This is a genomic window from Cupriavidus sp. 05N38 (assembly GCF_056397345.1).
Window position 1 is genome coordinate 1 of the sequence record NZ_JBFTNF010000074.1, and the last position, 19,961, is coordinate 19,961.

Sequence of the window (19,961 nt, forward strand, 5' to 3'; positions counted from 1 at the left end):
GTAGCTCTCATCGGCCTTGAAGCGATGGAGCGCGAGGCGGTCTTCCTTCGAATAGATCGCCACGGTCCGGATATTCATCTCGGCAGCCGCGCGCATCACGCGGATGGAGATCTCGGAACGGTTGGCAATCAGCAGGGATTTGATCGGGGCGTAGTCCATGAGCATCAGGAAACGGTGTTGCCACAACGCATGGCAACGGAAAGTCGGAGAGAAAGCGCTTCAGGTCAAGCCGTCCACACCACGAAATTTTCAGAGGGCCCTTGATGGCAGCCCCCCTACTCGCAGGAACCGGGCCAACACGCCAAAAAACTGGCATCTCCTTGATTTTGCTGAACATTAAGAAGCAGATCCACCGCATCTATTTCACTTTTGAAATCCTGAAGTTCAGATTTGAAAACCGATGCCCGGCACGAAGAAGCTGATCCCGTTGGCTGTTGTGCAGCACGCTCTCGCCGCCATCGCGCAGGCGATGGCGGCCGCTTGTCCGGCACCAGAACTTGCTCTTGGTGATTTCGCGCTGGCTATTTCTGCTCTTTCTACAATAGTGCTAGGCGGGCGAGGCCGTCACCATGACGCCGCCCGTCCAAGGCCGTTTCTGTCATTGCATCCAAGCTCAGGCAGCGCCCGTATAACAGGCTTCAATCGGCCAAACAGCAAAGGAGGCCATCCATGAAGTTCATGCTGACATTCACTTGGGCCCCGGATACGCGAGTCCGGGAGGACATAATCGGGCGATTCCAGAAGACCGGCGGGCTCCCGCCGGCGGGCGTCACCTTGCTGGGCAGATGGACCAGGGCAGACCTGAGCGGCGGCTTCGACCTGCTCGAGACAAACGATGTGAAGCTTCTGACTGAATTCGCCTACCTGTGGAGCGACCTGATGAAGCTTGAGGTCACGCCAGTACTGGAAGATGCCGACCTCAGCGAGGTCTTCCGGACGGCAGCAAAGCCGATGTGACACGGGCGAGGGCCAGTAGAACGTTGCCCGGCGCCTGTGGCAGGTCCCGCTCGACGCGCGGACGGTCACCGGTTCCGGATGCGCCTGTAGTCCGAGCGTACCGTGCCGGGTCCGGCGCGTAACGGAGGTTGGATGAAACGCCGTCATTTTCTGAAGTCGTCGGCCTTCTTTGCCATCGCCGTTGCATCCGGTGCGCTCACGGCTTGCGGGTCCGGGCCGCCGGGCGTCGCGTCGGCGCGCAAGGGCCGATACCTGTTCCCGCAGGGCATTGCCAGCGGCGACCCGCGGGACGCGTCGGTGGTGTTCTGGACCCGCTGCGTCGCCGCGCAGGGCGACGTTGACGTGGTGCCGGTGCGACTCGACGTGTCGACACGGCCGGACTTTGCAACGACCGTCGCAAGTGTACGGCTGAGCGCATTGCGCCGCTTCGACCATACCGTTCGGGCGAAAATCATCGGGTTGTCGCCGAAGACCCTGTACCACTACCGATTCGTCGCCGGCGATGACGTGACCGGCACCGGCACGGCGCTGACGGCGCCCGGCCCGGCCGATGCCAACACCCGGGTCCGCTTCGCGTGGCTCACGTGCCAGGACTGGGGCGTCAACCACTGGCAGGCGATGACGCTGATGGCGGCCGAGACGGATCTCGACTTCGTCGTGCACGTCGGCGACTACATCTATGAGACGGTGGGTGCGCAAGCGGCCAGCCCTGCGGAACCTGCGCACCCGCCGTTGAACCTGCCCGATGGGCAGCCGATGCCGGGCGGCGGCGTCTACGCCCATACGCTGGCCGACTATCGCGCGCTATATCGAACGTACCGGACCGACCCGCGACTGCAGGACGTTCATCGCCGGTTCCCGATCATTGCAATCTGGGATGATCACGAATTCTCTGACGATGGCTGGCAGGATCATCAGGCTTACACCAATGAGGGCAAGCAGGAGACGCAACGCCGGCGCAACGCCACCCGGGCGTGGGCCGAATATATGCCGATCGACTGGAGCGATGTGGAGTTCGCTCCGGAGGATGCGTCATATCGCAACATCCGCATCTATCGCGATTTCAGCTTTGGCTCGCTGATGCAACTGATCATGACCGACGAGCGGCTGTACCGCGACGGCCAGGTGATCAGCGCACGGGCGATAGCCGAGGCTCGCGGACACGATCCCGTTCACGGCGACGACGCAGTCGGATCGCGCTACTTCGTGAAGCCTGAGGTGCTGCAACGCTTCGAAGCATTGGCTACGGCGCGGCTTGGCCGCGCTCCGTCGATGCTGGGCCCGGCGCAAACCCAGTGGTGGAAGGACAAGCTGAAGACGTCGCGCGCCACATGGAAGGTGTGGGGCAACGAGGTCATGCTGAACCGGCTGTGGGCGGCCTTGCGCACCGCGAATGGCGCATCGGAGGACCGCTTCGTCATCAATTGCGATTCGTGGGACGGCTACCCCACGGACAAGCACGACCTGCTCGCCTACCTGGAACAGGCCTCGATCCGCAACGTCATCGCCATCACGGGGGATTTGCACGCCTTCCAGTGCGGCGTCGTGCGCGGCGGGCCGACCCCCGAGGCCGGCACGCCGGTGTTGGTTGATTTCGTCTGCGCCGGCATCAGCAGCACGTCGTTCTACACCTACGTCAAGGCAGCATGGAGCGGCACGCCGCTCGCTCCACTCGTCGCCACGCCAGCGGCGTTCGACGCTTTCCTCAAGGCCAACAACCCCGATCTCCAGTACGTCGATCACGACGCACAAGGATACGCATCGGCGACCGTCACCCAGGAAAGCTTCTCTGTCGTATTCAACAAGGTGAAGCGGCTGAACAGTGACGGCTCTGCGCCAGACCATGCGCTACTCCATCGCACCAGATTGACGGTTCTCAAGGACTCGACCAAGGTACGGATAGAGACCCTGGCGAACGAGCCGAAAAACGAGCCGATAACGAGCCGATAGCGCGATCTGTCTAGCCCGGCGCGCGATGCGAAGACCGGCCGGTGGTGGCGCGGGAGACGTGGATGCCGGCTCAGGGTTCTTCTCCCGGCGAACAAGCAAGAAGGACAATCGCCATGCGCTATATGCGCCAATGGACCGCTACCCGCGGCAATCCCTGCGGCATATGCATAGGCTCAATCATTCGTTGGTCCGACGCGGCTTGCTTCATAAACTTGGTGATCGATCCAGACGCACAAGCCCTGCCTCGCCTGGCAGGCATCGACATCGCGAGGCCATCCCAATGGTCGCGGCTGTACGCAGCTGGGCTGTCTCGCCCAGATCTCAGGGCAGCCTGATCAACAACCGACGACGCCTGATCCAGCTCGTTGCGCATATCGCCGCATGCCCTGCCGGGCGGCGCGCTCCTTTCCGCTTTCCATCCCATCGGCTCGGCGCTAGTCAGAACCGGAAGGTCCGGRGCGTCTTTAGAAATGCGGATTTCTTCGTTTTCATTCCTGTTGCGTCCTTTCATAGTGTGCCTGGTGGCTATAGACAGTTGCCATCGCCCTGCAACCGTGCGCTGTGCAAGCAAGCCGGCGCAATGCTGGCGGGGGTGAAGACCTGAAGGAGGAGAACGCTATGACGACTGCACTGGAAGAACGAATCGCGCATCCCGCGCTGCAAACTGCCCACGAGCTTGCCCGCTCCGCCGGCCTGCCCTACGCCGGCACCATCTCGCCGCGACAGGCGTGGGAGCTGCTCAACGCCGGCCACGCGCTGCTGGTCGATGTGCGCTCGCAGGAAGAGCGAACCTTTGTCGGCCATGTACCCGGCAGCCTGCACGTGCCCTGGGCGACCGGCACCAGCCTGACCCGCAACCCCCGCTTCGTGCGCGAACTCGAAGCCAAGACCGGCAAGGACGCGGTGGTGCTGTTGCTATGCCGCAGCGGCAATCGCTCAGCGCTCGCCGCCGAGGCGGCCACCAAGGCCGGACTGGCCCAGGTCTACAACGTGCAGGAAGGCTTTGAGGGCGATCTCGACGAACAACAGCGGCGCGGCGGCCTGGGCGGCTGGCGCTTTCACGGCCTGCCATGGTCGCAGCAGTAGTCGCCTGACTGGCGCAACAAAAGGAGTTGTCAGCAATGGCGAACTTTGACGTAGACGAAATCGTCCAGGCCTTGCAGCAGGTTCGCCGGCAATGGCGCGAGGGCCAGCAACGCTTGCTCGAGCCGGGCGGGCGAGACCTGCCCTCACGCGAAGCACTGGCCCAGATCGTGGTGGCCCTGAAGGGCGCGCTCTTTCCGATGCGCCTCGGGCCGCCGGACCTGCGCCAGGAGAGCGAGGATCTCTATATCGGACATTCGCTCGACGCGGCGCTGCATGCGCTGCTGACCCAGGCGCGCCTGGAGCTTCGCTACACCGCCCGTCACGCCGAGCACGGCCCGCCCGAGCTCGAGACCCGCGCGCTGGCCGCGGTGCGGGACTTTGCCGCCAGCCTGCCGCAGATCCGCATCCTGCTCGACAGCGACGTGCTGGCGGCCTACCACGGCGACCCGGCCGCCGGCAGCGTCGATGAAGTCTTGCTGTGCTACCCCGGCGTGCTGGCGATGATCCATCACCGCCTTGCCCATGTGTTGTACCAGCTCGGCCTGCCACTGCTGGCCCGCATCGTGGCCGAGCTGGCGCACGCCGAAACCGGCATCGATATCCATCCGGGCGCGCGCATCGGCAGCGGCTTCTTCATCGATCACGGTACCGGCGTGGTGATCGGCGAAACCGCCATCATCGGCGAACGGGTGCGCCTGTACCAGGCCGTCACGCTCGGCGCCAAGCGTTTTCCGCGCGATGCCAAGGGCCACCTGGAAAAAGGCCTGCCGCGCCATCCGATCGTCGAGGACGATGTGGTGATCTACGCCGGCGCGACCATCCTTGGCCGCATCACGCTGGGCCGCGGCGCGGTCATTGGTGGCAATGTCTGGGTCACGCAGGATGTCGCGCCCGGTGCGCATGTCACGCAGGCGGTATCGCGCAGCGAGGGCGAGCCTGCCCGACCCTTTGCGGAGGCTGCCCTGCCATGAACGACCTTGTCCGTACGCTGGGCAGCACCGTGCGCGAGTTGCGCGAAGTCCAAGGCTGGTCGCAGGAAACACTGGCCGAGCATGCCAGCCTGAACCGCTCCTACGTGGGCGAGATCGAGCGTGGCAGCGTGATCGCATCGATCGTCACGGTGGAGAAGCTCGCGCTGGCGCTGGGGGTGCCTATCGCCTGGCTGCTTGGCGCCAGCCATGGCGCGGAGCCGGAGCTGCGGCGCCAGGCCAGTGCCGGCGGTACACGCTAGCGGTATGTCACCAGGCGGGGCAGTTTGCCGTCTATAGCCTGTTGAAGGCGGCCATGACGGCTTTGATAATCGCCCTGCTCATAACCTTCCCTGTTTTTCTCATATCAACCAGGAGTTTTACATGTCGGCATCAGCAGGCAGCCAGACCGCGCTCGGCGATAACGCAGCACGGCAACTAGCCAACGCGACCAAGACCGTTCCCCAACTCGCGTCCATCACGCCTCGCTGGCTGACGCATTTCCTGCAATGGGTCCCGGTCGAGGCGGGCATCTATCGCCTGAACAAGGTGCAGAACCCTGAAACCGTACAGGTGGCCTGCACCCAGCGTGACAGCGAGGGCCGCCTGCCCCGCACCTTCGTCGACTACGAAGAGCAGCCCCGCGAGTATTTCCTGAACGCGGTCAGCACCGTGCTCGACGTGCATACGCGCGTGTCGGACCTGTACAGCAGCCCGCACGACCAGGTCAAGGAACAACTGCGCCTGACCATCGAGACCATCAAGGAGCACCAGGAAAGCGAACTGATCAACAACCCGGACTACGGCCTGCTGGCCAACGTGGCCGAAGAGCAGCGGATCTTCCCGCTGACCGGCGCGCCCACGCCGGACGATCTCGACGAGTTGCTCGGCAAGGTGTGGAAGGAGCCCGCGTTCTTCCTCGCGCATCCGCTGGCGATCACCGCCTTCGGGCGCGAATGCACGCGCCGTGGCGTGCCGCCGCCCACGGTCAGCCTGTTCGGCTCGCAGTTCATCACCTGGCGCGGCATTCCGCTGATTCCGTCGGACAAGGTGCCGGTGGCCGACGGCAAGAGCAAGATCCTGCTGCTGCGCGTGGGCGACAAGCGCCAGGGCGTGGTCGGCCTGTACCAGCCCGGCGTGGCGGGCGAACAGGGCCCGGGCTTGTCGGTGCGCTTCATGGGCATCAACGACCAGGCCATCGCCTCCTATCTGATCTCCCTGTACTGCTCGCTCGCGGTGCATGCGCCGGACGCGCTGGCGGTTCTCGATGACGTGGAAATCGGCAAGTACCATGACTACCCTGACACCTACAAGTAATCCGGGCGCAAGCGTTCCGGCAGCACCGCAGGTGCCCGCGGGCCTGCCCGATCCTGCCGTGCTGGCGCGGCTGGCCGGGGCCTTCTTCTCGGCCTTGCCGGGCAAGCCGGCGGAACTTGCGCCCGAGCTTGCCCCAGCGCTGGCCGTGGCCGGCAATCCCGCGCCTGCCGGCTCGCCGCTGGCGGGCCCGGGCGGCACGGGCACCGGCGTGCCTGGCGCCGCCATTCCCCAAGGCAAGGTGCCAGGCGCCAACCTGGCGCCGGCGGCGCCAACCCATGTGCTGTCGCTGGGCAACCGCGCGCCAGCGCTGCTGCCTAGCGCGGCCGCGCAGAACGGCCTGCCCGATACCGTGACCAACGCGGCGCCCGCGCTGGAAAGCCGCTTCGGCGGCACCGCGCTGGGGGTGCCACCGGTCGCCGATGCTTCGCCGCGGCCGGGGCAGGCGGCGAGCGCCTATTATTTCCTCGACACTGCGGGGCTTGCGTCACGCAGCGGCCCGGGCAGCCTGGACCGCATCGCACTGCCCGACGCGAGCGGTGTGCCGCGCCTGGTACCGCAAGGCGTTGGCCACGGCGACGCCTTGCCGTGGGCGGCGGCGCCGTCGGGCGCGCCGTTCGACGTGCACGCCGTGCGCCGCGACTTCCCGATCCTGCAGGAACGCGTCAATGGCCGCCCGCTGGTGTGGTTCGACAATGCCGCCACCACCCACAAGCCGCGCCAGGTGATCGAGCGCATCTCGCATTTCTATGCGCACGAGAACTCGAATATCCACCGCGCCGCGCATGCGCTGGCGGCGCGCGCCACCGATGCCTACGAGGCCGCGCGCAGCAAGGTGCAGCGCTTTATCGGCGCCGCCTCGCCCGACGAGATCATCTTCGTGCGCGGCGCCACCGAGGCGATCAACCTGATCGCCAAGACCTGGGGGGTGAGCCATGTAGGCGAAGGCGACGAGATCATCGTCTCGCACCTGGAGCATCACGCCAACATCGTGCCGTGGCAGCAACTTGCCGCGCAGGTCGGGGCCAGGCTGCGGGTCATACCGGTGGATGATTCCGGCCAGGTACGGCTGGACGAGTACCGGCGCCTGCTCAACCACCGCACCCGCATCGTGGCGGTGACGCAGGTCTCCAATGCGCTGGGCACGGTGGTGCCGGTCCGGGAAATCGTCGAACTGGCGCACCTTGCCGGCGCCAGGGCGCTGGTCGACGGCGCGCAGTCGGTCTCGCACATGCGCGTGGACGTGCAGGCCATCGATGCCGACTTCTTCGTGTTCTCGGGGCACAAGATCTTCGGCCCCACCGGCATCGGCGTGGTCTATGGCAAGCGCGAGATCCTGGAGCACATGCCACCCTGGCAAGGCGGCGGCAACATGATCGCCGACGTCACCTTCGAGCGCACCGAGTTCCAGCCGCCACCCAATCGCTTCGAGGCAGGCACCGGCAATATCGCCGATGCGGTCGGCCTCGGTGCCGCGCTGGATTATGTGGAACGCGTCGGCATCGACAGTATCGCCCGCTACGAGCATGACCTGCTCGAATATACCACCCGGCTGCTGGCGCCTGTCCCGGGGGTGCGGCTGATCGGCACCGCGCGGGACAAGGCCAGCGTGCTGTCCTTCGTGCTCAAGGGGTATGAGACCGAGGAAGTCGGCCGCGCGCTCAATGAAGAAGGCATTGCGGTGCGTTCAGGCCATCACTGCGCCCAGCCCATCCTGCGTCGCTTCGGCGTCGAGGCCACGGTGCGCCCGTCACTGGCTTTCTACAATACGACCGGGGAAGTCGATCACTTCATTTCGGTGATCCGCCGACTTGCCGGCCGGCGCTGACGGACGCGGCCATCTGGTCCCCGCCCTCGCCCGCCGGCCTTGCCGGCTGGCGAGGGCGTTTTCGCCATGAGCAATCGCTCCCGGCGATCCCTACTTTCCATTCCTGCCGCCCGCACAGTTCGCCCGGACAGTTCGCCCGCACAGTTCGCCCGATTCGTCCAACCCGGTGATCCGGCCGCGGTGATGGAAGCGCCCACGCACGCAAGAGCGGCGCCTGTGCTTCGCCGCGACCACCACCTATCGCCGCCACATGCCTTCGCGGATCAACGCATCCGCAATCCCCGGGATCATCTGCGCCACCTGCCGCGCGGCAGCCGTAAACGGGCGCTGGCTGCTGGTGGCCAGCACGACCGATTGCCGCAAGGCGCGGTCCGACAGCGGCACGCCATCGAAGTCACCGCTCTCCAGCTCGGCTGCGACCGCGTGGTAGGGCAGCACGGAGAACGCGGCGTGGTCAAACATGATGCGCTTGATGACCACCGATGAGCTGGCCTCCATGCAGACATTGAGCGGGATGCGATGGGCGATGGCCAGCTCGTCGAGCAGGTTGCGGATGGCGTTGGGGGGCACCGGCAGCACCAGCGGCACGCCGCCGAGCTGGCGCGCCGTGATCGACGCCGGCCTGCCGCCCACCGTGCGCCAGTGCGCCTGCAAGGCCGCGCGCCGGCCCACCAGCATCAGCGGCGTGTCGAGCAGGCGCCGGTAGCTGTTCCGGCCTTCGGCGCGGTAGCGGTTGAGCACCGCAAGGTCGATGCTGCCCTGCGTCAGCCGGGTCTCGATCTCCCCGCTGTAGCCCTCCACGATGCGCAGCCGGACCGCCGGCAGGCGCTCCTGCACGGCGGCGTAGAGCCGGCTCGACAGCAGCGGCGCCACCGCCGGCACCAGCCCGAGCGTGACCATCCCGCCGACGTTGCCCGCCTCGCCCCGCGCCGACTCCACCAGTTGCCGGGCGCCGGCCAGCAGCGGCTCGGCGTCGGCGAGCACCTGCGCGGCCAGCGTGGTCGGCCGTACGCCGCGCCCGGTGCGGTAGAACAGCGCGCCGCCGAACATCCGCTCCAGTTCGGCCACCTGCCTGCTGATGGCCGACTGCGCCAGCCCGAGCTGCGCCGCTGCCCCCGAAACGCTGCCCGTGCGCGCCACCGCCACGAAGGTCGCCAGCGCCTTGAGTGTGAGGTCCTGCCCTGCTTCCGTTTGCATGCCTTGGCTCCCGCTATCTTCCGGCGAGATACCTGCTTTCTCCTGCCGGCATTGATCGGAGGATACCGCCTCTCTATCGTTACAAGCAATGGACACCGACGAGCACCGACCACACTGACCACACTGACCCACACGAGGAGACACCGACCCATGCCCCTATCCGCCGAACGCCATCCGCTGGCGCCGCTCGACGCGGCGCAAACCGATACGCTGGCCCGAGTCCAGGCGCTGGTCCAGGAAACCATCGGCCCGAAGGCCAATGCGGCAAACCGCAATGACGACTTCGCCTGGGACACCTTCCGCGCGCTGGCCGAAAGCGGCGTCATCGCCACGGCATTCCCCCGGGAATTTGGCGGCACGGCGGCATCGATGCTGCTGCGCGTCAGGATCATCGAAGAAATCGCCCGGGTCTGCAGCACCGCGGCCTCGCTCGTGACGGGCACGGACCTGTCGTCGCGCCCGATCGTCGCGGGCGGCTCGCCCGAGCTGTGCGCGCAGACGGTGCCGCTGCTGGCCCGCGGCGACAAGCAATCCGCGTTCGCGCTGACCGAGCCCGGCGCGGGCTCGGACCTCGCTCGGCTGCGCACCGTCGCCAGCCGGCACCCCGGCGGCTACCGGTTGTCGGGGGTGAAGAAGTTCATTACCCGCGCCACGGTGGCCGACATGTTTGTGGTGGTGGCATCGCTCGCCGACGGGCCCGGCGGCAGCAAAGGGCTGACTGCGTTCCTGGTGCCGCGCGAAGCCGAAGGGCTCAGCGTCTCGGCCATCATCCCCAAGCTCGGCTGGCATGGCGTGCCGATCGCGGAGGTGCGTCTGGACGACGTGTTCGTGCCGGCGTCGCATCGCCTCGGCGAAGAGGGACAGGGCATGGCGCTGGCGCAGGACACGCTGGTGCGCGCCCGGATCGGCCATGCGGCGATTGCACTGGGGCGGATGGCCGGCGCGCTGCAGATCGCGGCGCAGTACGCCGGGCATCGGCAAGTGTCGGGCAAGGCAGTGGGCGAGCACCAGGGCATCCAGTGGATGCTGGCCGACATGGCAGCGCGCATCGAAGCCGCGCGCTGCCTGGTGTACAGCGCGGCGCAGCGCTACGACCGCGAGGACCCCGAAACGTCGATCCACGCCTCGATCGCCAAGATGCACAGCACCGACCTGTGCATGCGCGTGGTGGTGGACTGCGCGCAGCTGCTCGGCGGCAACAGCTACCTGAATGCCTATCCGATCGAACGCTTCCTGCGCGATGCCAAGATGAACCAGATCGGCGAGGGCACCAGCGAAGTCCACAAGAACCTGATCGGCAGGTACGTGATGAAGACGGCAGCGGCGATGCCGCAGCACCCCTGCCTCGACTTTGACCCGGACCTGTTCGGAGCGCACTGATGACCGAGACCAGCCACAATCCCCTGGCCAACGCGCTGTGCCGCCGGYTCGGCATCCGCTACCCGATCTTCGGACTGGCGCACAGCATCGAAGTGGCCGCGGCGATCTCCAATGCGGGCGGACTCGGCGTCTATGCCGCCGCGCGCGACGGCCCCAACGAACTCGCGCAAAAGCTGCGCGACCTGCGCGCGCTGTGTCCCGGCGTTCCCGTCGGCGTGGACCTGCTGCTGCCGACCGCGCTGCCGGGCGTCTCCACCCCCGATGACGTGGCGGCGGCCATTCCGGACGGGCATCGCCAGTTTGTCGACAGCCTGTTCGAGCGCTTCGATGTGCCGCCGGCCTCGCAAGGCAACTTCTTCTCGCAGTATGTGCGCTCGCAGGCCTTGTTCGAGGAGCAGGTCGAGGCAGTGGCCGAGAGCGCGGTAGAAGTCTTCGCGGCCGGTGTCGGCACGCCCGTCGACACCCTTGCCAGGGTGCGGCGTGCCGGCAAGACCACGATGGCGCTGGTCGGCGCCATCAAGCATGCACGCAAGGCCATCGCGGCCGGCGTCGATGTGCTGGTCGCGCAGGGCTATGACGCGGGCGGGCATACCGGGACCACCGGCACCTTCACGCTGGTGCCGCAGATCATCGCGGCGGCGGAAGGCCGGCCGGTGCTTGCCGCCGGCGGCGTCGGCGAAGGCAGCCAGGTCGCCGCGGCACTGGCGATGGGTGCGCAAGGCGCATGGCTCGGCACGGTGTGGCTGGGCAGCACCGAGCACCGGCTGCCGGCCGCGCTGACCGAGCGGCTGCTGGCCGCGGGCAGCGAAGACACCGTCATCACGCGCGCGCACAGCGGCAAGCCTTGCCGGGTGGTGCGCAGCGCGTTCTCCGACGCGTGGGCGGCGCCCGGCGCCCCCGAGCCGCTCGACATGCCTTACCAGCAGGCGCTGACCGGGCGCCTGCTGGCGGCGGTGGAAGAGCACGAGATCGCGCCGCTGATGTACGAGGCGGCGGGCCAGAGTGTCGCCTGGGTGCGGGAAGTCGAGCCGGTGGCGACCATCATGGAGCGGCTGGTACGCGAGACGCAGCAGTCGCTGGAGCGCCTGCGCAGCTACCTGCCGGGCTGACCGGCAGAGGCGGCAGAGGCAGCAGAGGCAGCTATACCTGGAATAAAGGCACCCGGCACGAAAGCCGGGGCCAGAACAAGGAGACAACATGGATCGCCGAGCATTCGCACGGACTGCGTTGCAAACCACCCTGGCGCTGGCCGCCCCCGGCTGGCTGCCGGCACTGGCCCGGGCCGCCACGGGACCGGGCAACTACCCCGACCGGCCGGTGCGCGCGATCGTGCCGTATCCGGTGGGAGGCGTGGTCGACATCACGCTGCGCGCGGCGCTCGACCGGATGTCGCTGGACCTGCCGCAGCGCGTGGTGGTGGAAAACCGGCCGGGCGCCGACGGCCGCATCGGCATCGAGTTCGCCGGCCGCGCGCCGGCGGACGGGTACACGCTGCTGGGCGTGACCCCGGTGCTGGCGGTGGCCCAGACGCTGTATCCCGACTCCGGCATCCGCGTGCAGAACTTCCGCGCCATCGGCGCGGTGGCGGCGGTGCCCTCGGTCTTCGTGGTCCACAACGACGTGCCGGTGAAGACGTTGAAGGAATTCGCGGCATGGGCCAAGGCGCGGCCGGGCGAGGTCAATGTCCCGGTGCCGGGCGCGGGCAACTCGTTGCATCTCGCGCAGGAGCTGTTCTTTGAATCGACCGGCCTGCGGGTCACCAATGTCGGCTACAAGGGCCAGCCGCCTTCGGTGCTGGACCTGGGGCGCGGGCAACTGCAGTTTGCGCTGGTGTCGCAGAACCTGATCCTGCCGCTGATCCAGTCCAAGCGCGTGCGGCCGCTTGCCGTCAATGCCACCAGGCGGACGCGCTCGCTGCCCGACATCCCGACCATTGCCGAGGCGGGCTATCCGGACGCGCTGGTGCAGTCGTGGTACGGGCTCGCCGTCCACGCACGCACCGCGCCGGCCATCGTCGACTACCTCGGCTCTGCATTGCAGGCGGCCATGGGCACCGCCGATGTGCGCAACAAGCTCGCGGCGCTCGACGCGGAGATCCTCGCGCTCGACGCGAAGCAGTTCGACAAGCTCCTGCAGGCCGAAACCACGCGCTGGGCGGCGCTGATCAAGGCCCGGGACATCAAGGTGGACGCATGAAGCACGCGACCCATCCGGAAGTACGCCAGGAACACCTCATGTCCACTTTCAAGCATTTCTTCAACCCACGCTCCGTTACCGTCATCGGCGCCTCGCAGGACCTGGCATCCATCAGCGGACAGCCGATCGCGCATCTCAAGGCCAAGGGCTACACGGGCCGGATCCTGCCCGTCAATCCGCGCTATGCAGAAGTGGGCGGGTATCCGTGCTATCCGGATGTCGCATCGCTGCCCATCGCGCCCGACGTCGCGGTGATCGCCGTGGCGGCCAAGCGCGTCGCCAGCGCGCTGGCCGATCTTGGCCGCAAGGGCTGCCGATTCGCGGTGATCCTCTCTTCCGGCTTCGCCGAGACGGGTGAGGAAGGCGCGCAGGCGCGGCGCAACATCGCTGCCACGGCCCGCGAATTCGGCATGCACGTAATCGGCCCGAACTGCCAGGGCTATATGAACGTCAGCGATGGCATCCATGTCGGCTTCGGCGCGCCCTACGGCCTGACCTACCCAGCCGGCAATCTCAGCCTCACCTCGCAGAGCGGCGCCTTCGGCAATTCGATCGTGATGCTGGCGAGCCAGGAAGGCATTGGCTTCCGGCACTACGTCTCGACCGGCAACGAATCCGTGACGACCTCGCTCGACTTCATGGACGCGATGATCGACGACCCCGAAACCCACGTGATCGCCGGCTATGTCGAGGGCTTCCAGGATGCGCACAGGCTCGTGGGCATCGGCCAGCGCGCGCTGCGTGCCGGCAAGCCGATGCTCATCTGGAAAGTCGGCACGTCTGAAGCTGGCGCCAGGGCGGCTGCATCGCACACCGCCAACCTCGGCGGTGCCATGGCGCTGTACCGCGCCGCATTCCGGCAGAGCGGGATCATCGAAGTGAACGATGTCGGCGATCTGGCGGACTGCGCCAAGGCCCTGTTGCCACGGCGCTTTCCCAAGGGCAACCGGCTCGCGGTCGTCACGATTTCCGGTGGCGCCGGCATTGCGATGGCGGACGGCGCGACCAACGGTGGATTGCAGTTGCCCGCGCTCGAAGCATCGACCGTGAGTGCGCTCAAGCAGGTGCTTCCTTCGTTTGCAGCGGTGGCAAATCCACTGGACGTGACGGCGAGTCTGCTGGCCGACGCCAACCTCCTCAAAGTCACGCTCGAGAAACTTGCAGACGATCCGAACGTGGATCTGATCGGCCTTGCGCTCGCCGCCGCCAGCGGCAAGCTCGCTGTCGAGCTGGCTCGCGAGATCGTCCGCGTCTCGCGGGAGCGCGACATTCCGATCCTCGTCGCGTGGAATGCCGATCCGGCCAGCGTGCAGGAGGCCTATGACATCCTGGATCGCGCCGGTATTCCGCGCTACCAATCCCCGGTGCGCTGTGCGCGTGGTGCCGGCGCATTGTGGGCTTTCGCACAGGCGCGCATGCGCATCGAGACGCTGGCCAGCGAGAAGCCGCTCCTCATTCATCGGCCTGAGGTGTGCCGCGCCATCGCCGGCCGCGGCACGGACCTGACCGAATACGAGGCCAAGCAGGTATTGAGCGCCTATGGCATCCGCGGCACGCAAGAGCAACTGGCGACCAGTGCATCGGACGCGGTTCGCCTCGCCGCTGACCTGGGCGGTCCGGTGGTCATGAAGGTCCAGTCGACCGACATTCCGCACAAGACCGAGGCCGGCGGCGTGCGCGTGGGCATGCAGGGCAGCGACACCGTCTCGGCTGCCTTCGACGAGATCATGCGCAATGCGCAGGCCTATGCGCCGCAAGCGGTGCTCGACGGCGTGCTGGTGCAGGAGATGGTCAGCGGCGCGAACGAACTCATCCTCGGCGTCAACAACGATCCGCTGTTCGGACCCGCCGTCATGGTGGGCTTCGGTGGTATCTACGCCGAGGTGATGAAGGATGTGAGTTTTCGCCTCGCGCCCATCGTGCGGTCGGAAGCGGAACAAATGGTGCGTGAACTGCGGGCCTTCGCGATCCTGGATGGCGCCCGGGGCCGCCCAAAGGCGGACCTCGACGCGCTGGTCGACACGCTCATGCATTTGTCGGCGCTGGCCATCGATCTTCGCAATGTCGTGCAGGAAATCGACATCAATCCGCTGTTCGTCCTGAAAGCCGGCGAAGGGGTTAGGGCCGGCGATGCGCTGGCCAAGCCGTTGATGCAGACGCGGGCGGTGGCATGGGACGTCGAGGCGCGCGCACCGCGTGCCGTCGCCGCTGCCGCTGCCGCTGCCGGCCTGTAGCGCCGCCTCCAAGCCAACGCCCCTCGCAGCGTGTCGATGTCCGCACGCTCGCTGGATCAGATCATCGGGTGGATCGCAGGCCTGCCTGCCACGCGGGCAGGCCTTGCGCCGTCAGACCACGTCGATCACGACATTGATATTGCCGTGTGTGGCCTTCGAGTACGGGCAACGCTGATGCGCATCCTGCGCCAGCGAAAGCGCGGTCTCGCGGTCGAAGCCAGGCAGGCTGACAGTCAGGCGAGCCTGCAGGAAGTAGGCTTCCCCGGTCATGCCAAGATCGACCTCGGCGTCAACAGCCACATCGGCCGGTAGCGTGACTCCCCCGGCCTGGGCAGCCTTGCCGAGCGCACCGATGAAGCAGGCAGACCAGCCCGCTGCGAACAGTTGCTCGGGATTGGTTCCGCTACCTGCGCTGCCCGGGCGCGTGAGCTTGATATCCAGACGACCGTCATCGCTGCGGGCCGCGCCATCGCGTCCACCGGCGGTATGGGTCTTGCCGGTGTAGAGAACTTTCTCGATCTCGCTCGTGCCGGTGTAGACAGCTTTTTCGATCTTGCTCATCTTTGACTCCTTGTCAGTGATTTGAAATAACCGAATCGGACAATTGCCGAGCCGGAGGGCATACAGGGAGCATTTAAGAAGATCGATGTATCAGCGGTGTAGCGATACGCAGGCAGATTCTTGAGCGTGTGTATCCCGGCCGCGGTCTGATACAGAGGAATACAAAACGGAGGGGCGAGGTGGCGCTTTCCACACCGTTTCAAAAACTGACCGCCGGCTCCGTCGAGACAACCGTTGGCCACCAGGGTGACGCGCATCTCCGCGCATCTCGTCGCGGGCTTGGTATCGTGATGCATCCGACACGAGTCCGCACAGGATCCTTTTCATTTCCCAATAGCGTGAATGGCGCCATTCTGGCCGGATTACGCGCTGTCCACTTGTTCCCCCATGTAGCAAATCCTGTTCCGACCGATGCCTTTATCAGGTGAGGCCCACCGCCTAAAGTCATGCCATAAGCAACCGAACCCCATCAGGAGCCATCATGTCCGTTCAGGAACGCCTCGCAGCACATGGGCTGACACTGCCCAATCCGCCCCAGCCACTGGGCAGCTACACGGCTGTCAGCCAGGCAGGAGACCTACTCTTCATTTCCGGGCAGTTGCCGCTGGCTGATGGCAAGGTGGTCTGGCAGGGCCAAGTCGGCAAGGACCTGACCCTCGAGGAAGGCCAGCGCGCCGCGAAGCTTGCCGCGCTCAATGTGCTGGCCCAGATCCACGCGCATCTGGGCGGCTTCGAGCGGCTGGACCATATCGTCCGCCTCGAAGGTCACGTGACCAGCGCCGAGGGATGGCTGCAGCAGCCGGCGGTGCTGGATGGCGCGTCCGATTTTTTCGCCGACGTGCTCGGCGAAAAGGCCGGCCATGCGCGGGCCGCCTACTCCCACTTCCAGCAGCCCGGCAATGCGGCGGTGATTCTGGTGGTGATTGCCCAGATCCGGCCAGCCTGACCCCCCATGGTTGGAGATCGTGGCTTGCCGCCGTGCGCCACGCCGCTTCTGGCCGACTTCCTCGCCTTGAAGGCTTGGCCGTCGAGCCGGCTGGACACGCTGAGGTTTCCTCCTGTCCACATAAGAACTTCTTGGTTACCGTTCTTGGTTACCGTAATGCGGGCCATCTGGCCCGCTGGCCCATATGGAATTCGCTGGCGAGGGTCTGATCTAACAATCTGAACGCGAAGGTTCAGTGCTCTTGCCAGATTCTCCTCGTCCCGGTCCTGCCTGTCAGCCATCATGCGTAGTTGCTTGCGTCCCTTGAGGAAGGGGTGAATGGATCGACGTTGGCCGGGCGGCAAGGCCAGGCAGCCTTGATCTCGCGCGGAATGCCCCTGTCGCGCGGAATGCCCCTGACCGGCTCCCGCGCCAAGGCAACCCATCTGCGAAAAAGGACAACGTCATGCGCCCCACCTGGACATACCTTTCGGCCGCCATCATCGCGACAGCATGCTGCATCAGTGCATCGGCGCAAACGGCACAGGAAGCCATTCGCCCACCAGCCATTCTTCCGCTTAGCAACGAACCCGCACCCAAGCTGATACCGTACGCGCCACTTGCCGAACCGCTCGCACGCGGCGTGGTCATCGTCCAGTTCCGGACCGAGAACTTCCGTGTCATGCCGGTATTCGGCAAGCCCGCCGTCGACATCTCGCCCCGCGTCGGGCATCTGCACGTGACGGTAGACGACGCTCATGGCACGTGGGCGCATACGAGCGAGGACCCGATCATCGTCGTCGGGCTCTCGCCGGGGCCGCACAAGCTTCGCCTCGAACTGGCCGACCCGACCCACAAGATCCTGGCTGCCGAAGTCGTCGCCGTCACGGTGCCAGATCTGAAAGCCTCGTCTGCGCACCAGCATTGACGCGTTTTGTAAAGCGAACGCCTCCAGGGCGGGACACTCACCGGGGCGGGCGCGCGTGCATCGACCGGACGCGCAGCGGACGATGCACCGTCATGCACCTATTGCGCTACGTTGCCTCGGCGGACCACAGGCAGACTCCAAGAATAGCGCAATGCGAGAAGGCGGATCGCAAAGCATATCGACGCAGCGAACCAAGGGGTGACTGCCACCCTCCACTCCATGACTTGTCCCAGAACCTGGATGGATGCGCCGATCAGGGCCGCGAGCGCATAGATCTCCTTATGCAGGATGATCGGCACGCGATTGAGGACCACATCCCGTGCTAATCCACCGCCGACAGCAGTCACCATGCCGAGAATGATGGCAACTTCGATGTTGTGGCCAAACTGCAGCGCCTTGTGTGCACCAATGACCGCGAAGAAACCCAGGCCCAGCGAGTCAAAGAAGACGATTGGATGCTTAAGGTGGTCAATGATGGGACGCGCCCAGATCGCCATGATCGAGGCTAATCCCGAGGTGGCAAGGTAACGCCAATCCGAGATGCCGGCCGGTGGCAAAGAACCAAGGCACAGGTCTCGAACGACGCCACCGCCACAAGCTGTCAGATAGCTGATGGCTACAATGCCAAACAGGTCGAGACGCCTTTGCTCGGCTGCGAGTGCGCCGCTGACTGCGAATGCGAAGGTGCCGAACAGGTCAACCGAGACAAAAAGACCGTGTTCCATCATGCCCCTTGAGATGCGCAAAGCCAGGCAGAGGCCGCCGTAAGCAACGCCTGCATGCCCGTCTCCAGCGTAGGATGAATGACCGGTGCAAACTTGGGGGAATGATTGCTCGGTATCTTGTTGATCTGCTTGGCCGCCTTGGCTTGCGCATAAACGTCCGGGTCGGTCCCGCCGACAAACCAGAACACGTATGGCACGTTCCAGGTGCGACCAAAGACGCTGAAGTCTTCACTGGCCGATGCCGGTGATGCTTCGTAGGCATTGTCGCCAAACTGAGCCTTGAAAAGGTCAGCGACGCTACCCGTGGCGGCAACATCGTTTTCGGTAAGCGGATACGAACTGAGCGTGGTGAACTCGGGGGCCCGCTCGGCATTCGACGCATCGCACTCGGCACAGCAAATCCGCCTGATAGACGCCAGCATGTACTCGCGCACGTCTTCATCGAACGTGCGCATATTGAGCTTTATCGTGGCTTCGTCTGGAATGATGTTTTCCTTGGTCCCCGCTTGCAGCGCCCCAATGGTCAGCACCGCATTTTCCATGGGCGAGATCTCACGCGAGACGATGGTCTGCAGGCGCAGCGTTGTGGAGGCGGCCATGATGACCGGGTCGATGGCAGTCTGAGGCTGAGAACCGTGGGAGCCGCGACCGAATAGCCTGATCTTCAGGCTATCGCCCGCCGACAGGATAATCCCGGGGCGGTAACTCACCGTGCCGCTCGCGCCCACCATGACATGCTGACCCAAAATGATGTCCGGCCTGGGCAAGCTTGCCTCCTGCCAGTCCTTGACCATGCTGCTGGCGCCGGCCGCCACCTCTTCCCCCGGCTGAAATACCACCATGACCGTACCCTTCCAGGCGTCCCGGTGCTCTGCAAGGATGCGGGAAGCGCCTAGCAGCCACGTCACGTGCATGTCATGCCCGCAGGAGTGGGCCACGTCGACCACCACGCCCTCGTCATCTGTGGCCTTGACTGTACTCGCATAAGGCAAGCCGGTATTTTCGGCCATGGGCAACGCATCCATGTCCGCGCGGAGCATCACCGTCGCGCCCGGCCCGTTGCGCAACACGCCGACGACACCGGTCATGCCCACCCCGCGCGCCACCTGGTAACCGAGTGCTTCGATATAGTCCGCCGCGACCTTGGCGGTGCGGACCTCTTGCATGGAAAGTTCCGGATGCTGATGGAGATCCTTGTAGATCGTCTCGAGTTCCGACCGCAACTTGTCACTGCTGCTTGCCAAGGCCTGGACGAGTGCGTTCATGGAGAATCTCCCGACGTAGTTCTTCAGTGTATGCGTGATCTCACCGCCATGAGTGCCGCTCCGAGATGTGCTCCGTCGGCTGATGAGAATGCTGCGATGCGGGCTATGTACCAGCCGCAATACATCCATGCCGTCGCCACTCACCGGTACCAGCCAGCGAAAGTCCACGGTGCACCAGTTCAAGGTTCGCGATGGACCATGTCGCGGACTGGACGCGACCCGCTCAAATGTGTTCAAGGTCCCGCCTGAGTTCGGAGACGCACGAGTTCTTGAATTACCTGGACGCCGATAGACAGGTTTCGATATTACGGAACGCCTTGCTACAAGATCGGTGACGAATTCGGAGAAGAATGCGCGGCAGAGTCCAGGATTTCAGCTCCCCTCATCCATTAGCTCATTCTTCAGGCTGGCGGCTGCCCTTGCAATACGAGAAGACGTGAGATCGGC

The 19,961-nt window shown here is 65.5% G+C and carries 18 protein-coding genes; 13 read left to right on the plus strand and 5 right to left on the minus strand.

The features are described from left to right. Positions 1–159 (minus strand): biotin carboxylase N-terminal domain-containing protein (locus AC1DK4_RS34660; protein ID WP_441622188.1); only part of this gene is annotated, 159 nt, incomplete at its 3' end. A gap of 510 nt (positions 160–669) precedes the next feature. Here AC1DK4_RS34660 and AC1DK4_RS34665 point away from each other — a divergent pair. From AC1DK4_RS34665 to AC1DK4_RS34695, 7 genes are all read left to right on the plus strand, one after another. Further along, positions 670–957, plus strand: coding sequence for a DUF3303 domain-containing protein (locus AC1DK4_RS34665; protein WP_441622103.1), 288 nt, complete (start codon positions 670–672; stop codon positions 955–957). Positions 958–1,089: 132 nt separating this feature from the next. Continuing rightward, a complete protein-coding gene (locus tag AC1DK4_RS34670) occupies positions 1,090–2,907 on the plus strand; it encodes an alkaline phosphatase D family protein (protein WP_441622105.1) in 1,818 nt (605 codons plus the stop codon). Positions 2,908–3,525: 618 nt separating this feature from the next. Then, positions 3,526–3,993 carry a rhodanese-like domain-containing protein gene (locus tag AC1DK4_RS34675; RefSeq protein WP_441622107.1) on the plus strand — a complete coding sequence of 156 codons (468 nt, stop codon included), beginning with the start codon at positions 3,526–3,528 and terminating at the stop codon, positions 3,991–3,993. Between the two features lie 35 nt (positions 3,994–4,028). Continuing rightward, positions 4,029–4,964, plus strand: a complete 936-nt coding sequence (gene epsC, locus AC1DK4_RS34680) for a serine O-acetyltransferase EpsC (RefSeq protein ID WP_441622109.1) — start codon at positions 4,029–4,031, stop codon at positions 4,962–4,964. Then, on the plus strand, positions 4,961–5,224 hold the full coding sequence (locus AC1DK4_RS34685; protein WP_441622111.1) for a helix-turn-helix domain-containing protein: 264 nt from the start codon (positions 4,961–4,963) through the stop codon (positions 5,222–5,224). The genes epsC and AC1DK4_RS34685 overlap by 4 nt, the downstream gene beginning before the upstream one ends. A 121-nt stretch (positions 5,225–5,345) precedes the next feature. Beyond that, complete coding sequence (locus AC1DK4_RS34690; RefSeq protein ID WP_441622113.1) at positions 5,346–6,278, plus strand: family 2A encapsulin nanocompartment shell protein; 933 nt, start codon at positions 5,346–5,348, stop codon at positions 6,276–6,278. Further along, a complete protein-coding gene (locus tag AC1DK4_RS34695) occupies positions 6,253–8,103 on the plus strand; it encodes a family 2A encapsulin nanocompartment cargo protein cysteine desulfurase (RefSeq protein WP_441622115.1) in 1,851 nt (616 codons plus the stop codon). The genes AC1DK4_RS34690 and AC1DK4_RS34695 overlap by 26 nt, the downstream gene beginning before the upstream one ends. A gap of 237 nt (positions 8,104–8,340) precedes the next feature. On the opposite strand, the gene AC1DK4_RS34700 is transcribed toward AC1DK4_RS34695, so the two are convergent. Continuing rightward, positions 8,341–9,300 carry a LysR family transcriptional regulator gene (locus AC1DK4_RS34700; RefSeq protein WP_441622117.1) on the minus strand — a complete coding sequence of 320 codons (960 nt, stop codon included), beginning with the start codon at positions 9,298–9,300 and terminating at the stop codon, positions 8,341–8,343. A 150-nt stretch (positions 9,301–9,450) separates the two neighbouring features. Here AC1DK4_RS34700 and AC1DK4_RS34705 point away from each other — a divergent pair, with 150 nt between their 5' ends. The 4 genes from AC1DK4_RS34705 (at position 9,451) to AC1DK4_RS34720 (ending at position 15,110) form a co-directional block, all read left to right on the plus strand. Beyond that, positions 9,451–10,680: an acyl-CoA dehydrogenase family protein gene (locus tag AC1DK4_RS34705; protein ID WP_441622119.1), complete on the plus strand. Its 1,230-nt coding sequence runs from the start codon at positions 9,451–9,453 to the stop codon at positions 10,678–10,680. Next, positions 10,680–11,789 (plus strand): NAD(P)H-dependent flavin oxidoreductase, encoded by a 1,110-nt coding sequence (locus AC1DK4_RS34710; protein WP_477132078.1) that lies wholly within the window; start codon positions 10,680–10,682, stop codon positions 11,787–11,789. Before AC1DK4_RS34705 ends, AC1DK4_RS34710 begins: the two co-directional genes overlap by 1 nt. 88 nt (positions 11,790–11,877) lie before the next feature. Beyond that, entirely contained in the window at positions 11,878–12,876 is a 999-nt protein-coding gene (locus AC1DK4_RS34715) for a Bug family tripartite tricarboxylate transporter substrate binding protein (RefSeq protein WP_441622123.1), read from the plus strand. Next, positions 12,873–15,110, plus strand: coding sequence for an acetate--CoA ligase family protein (locus AC1DK4_RS34720; protein WP_477132079.1), 2,238 nt, complete (start codon positions 12,873–12,875; stop codon positions 15,108–15,110). The genes AC1DK4_RS34715 and AC1DK4_RS34720 overlap by 4 nt, the downstream gene beginning before the upstream one ends. A gap of 111 nt (positions 15,111–15,221) precedes the next feature. Here AC1DK4_RS34720 and AC1DK4_RS34725 read toward each other — a convergent pair whose 3' ends face one another. Further along, positions 15,222–15,671 (minus strand): organic hydroperoxide resistance protein, encoded by a 450-nt coding sequence (locus AC1DK4_RS34725; protein ID WP_441622127.1) that lies wholly within the window; start codon positions 15,669–15,671, stop codon positions 15,222–15,224. Positions 15,672–16,152: 481 nt separating this feature from the next. Between AC1DK4_RS34725 and AC1DK4_RS34730 the strand changes: the two genes are divergently transcribed. After that, positions 16,153–16,617, plus strand: coding sequence for a RidA family protein (locus AC1DK4_RS34730; protein ID WP_441622129.1), 465 nt, complete (start codon positions 16,153–16,155; stop codon positions 16,615–16,617). 445 nt (positions 16,618–17,062) lie between these two features. Continuing rightward, a complete protein-coding gene (locus AC1DK4_RS34735) occupies positions 17,063–17,524 on the plus strand; it encodes a DUF6130 family protein (protein ID WP_441622131.1) in 462 nt (153 codons plus the stop codon). Between the two features lie 98 nt (positions 17,525–17,622). Here the strand turns inward: AC1DK4_RS34735 and AC1DK4_RS34740 are convergent, their stop codons facing one another. Together AC1DK4_RS34740 and AC1DK4_RS34745 are read right to left on the minus strand one after the other, a co-directional pair. Further along, the gene (locus AC1DK4_RS34740; protein ID WP_441643548.1) at positions 17,623–18,252 is read right to left on the minus strand and encodes a trimeric intracellular cation channel family protein; all 630 of its coding nucleotides are present in this window, start codon (positions 18,250–18,252) and stop codon (positions 17,623–17,625) included. After that, positions 18,249–19,514, minus strand: coding sequence for an amidohydrolase (locus AC1DK4_RS34745; RefSeq protein ID WP_441622135.1), 1,266 nt, complete (start codon positions 19,512–19,514; stop codon positions 18,249–18,251). Before AC1DK4_RS34745 ends, AC1DK4_RS34740 begins: the two co-directional genes overlap by 4 nt. Positions 19,515–19,961: the final 447 nt, after the last annotated feature.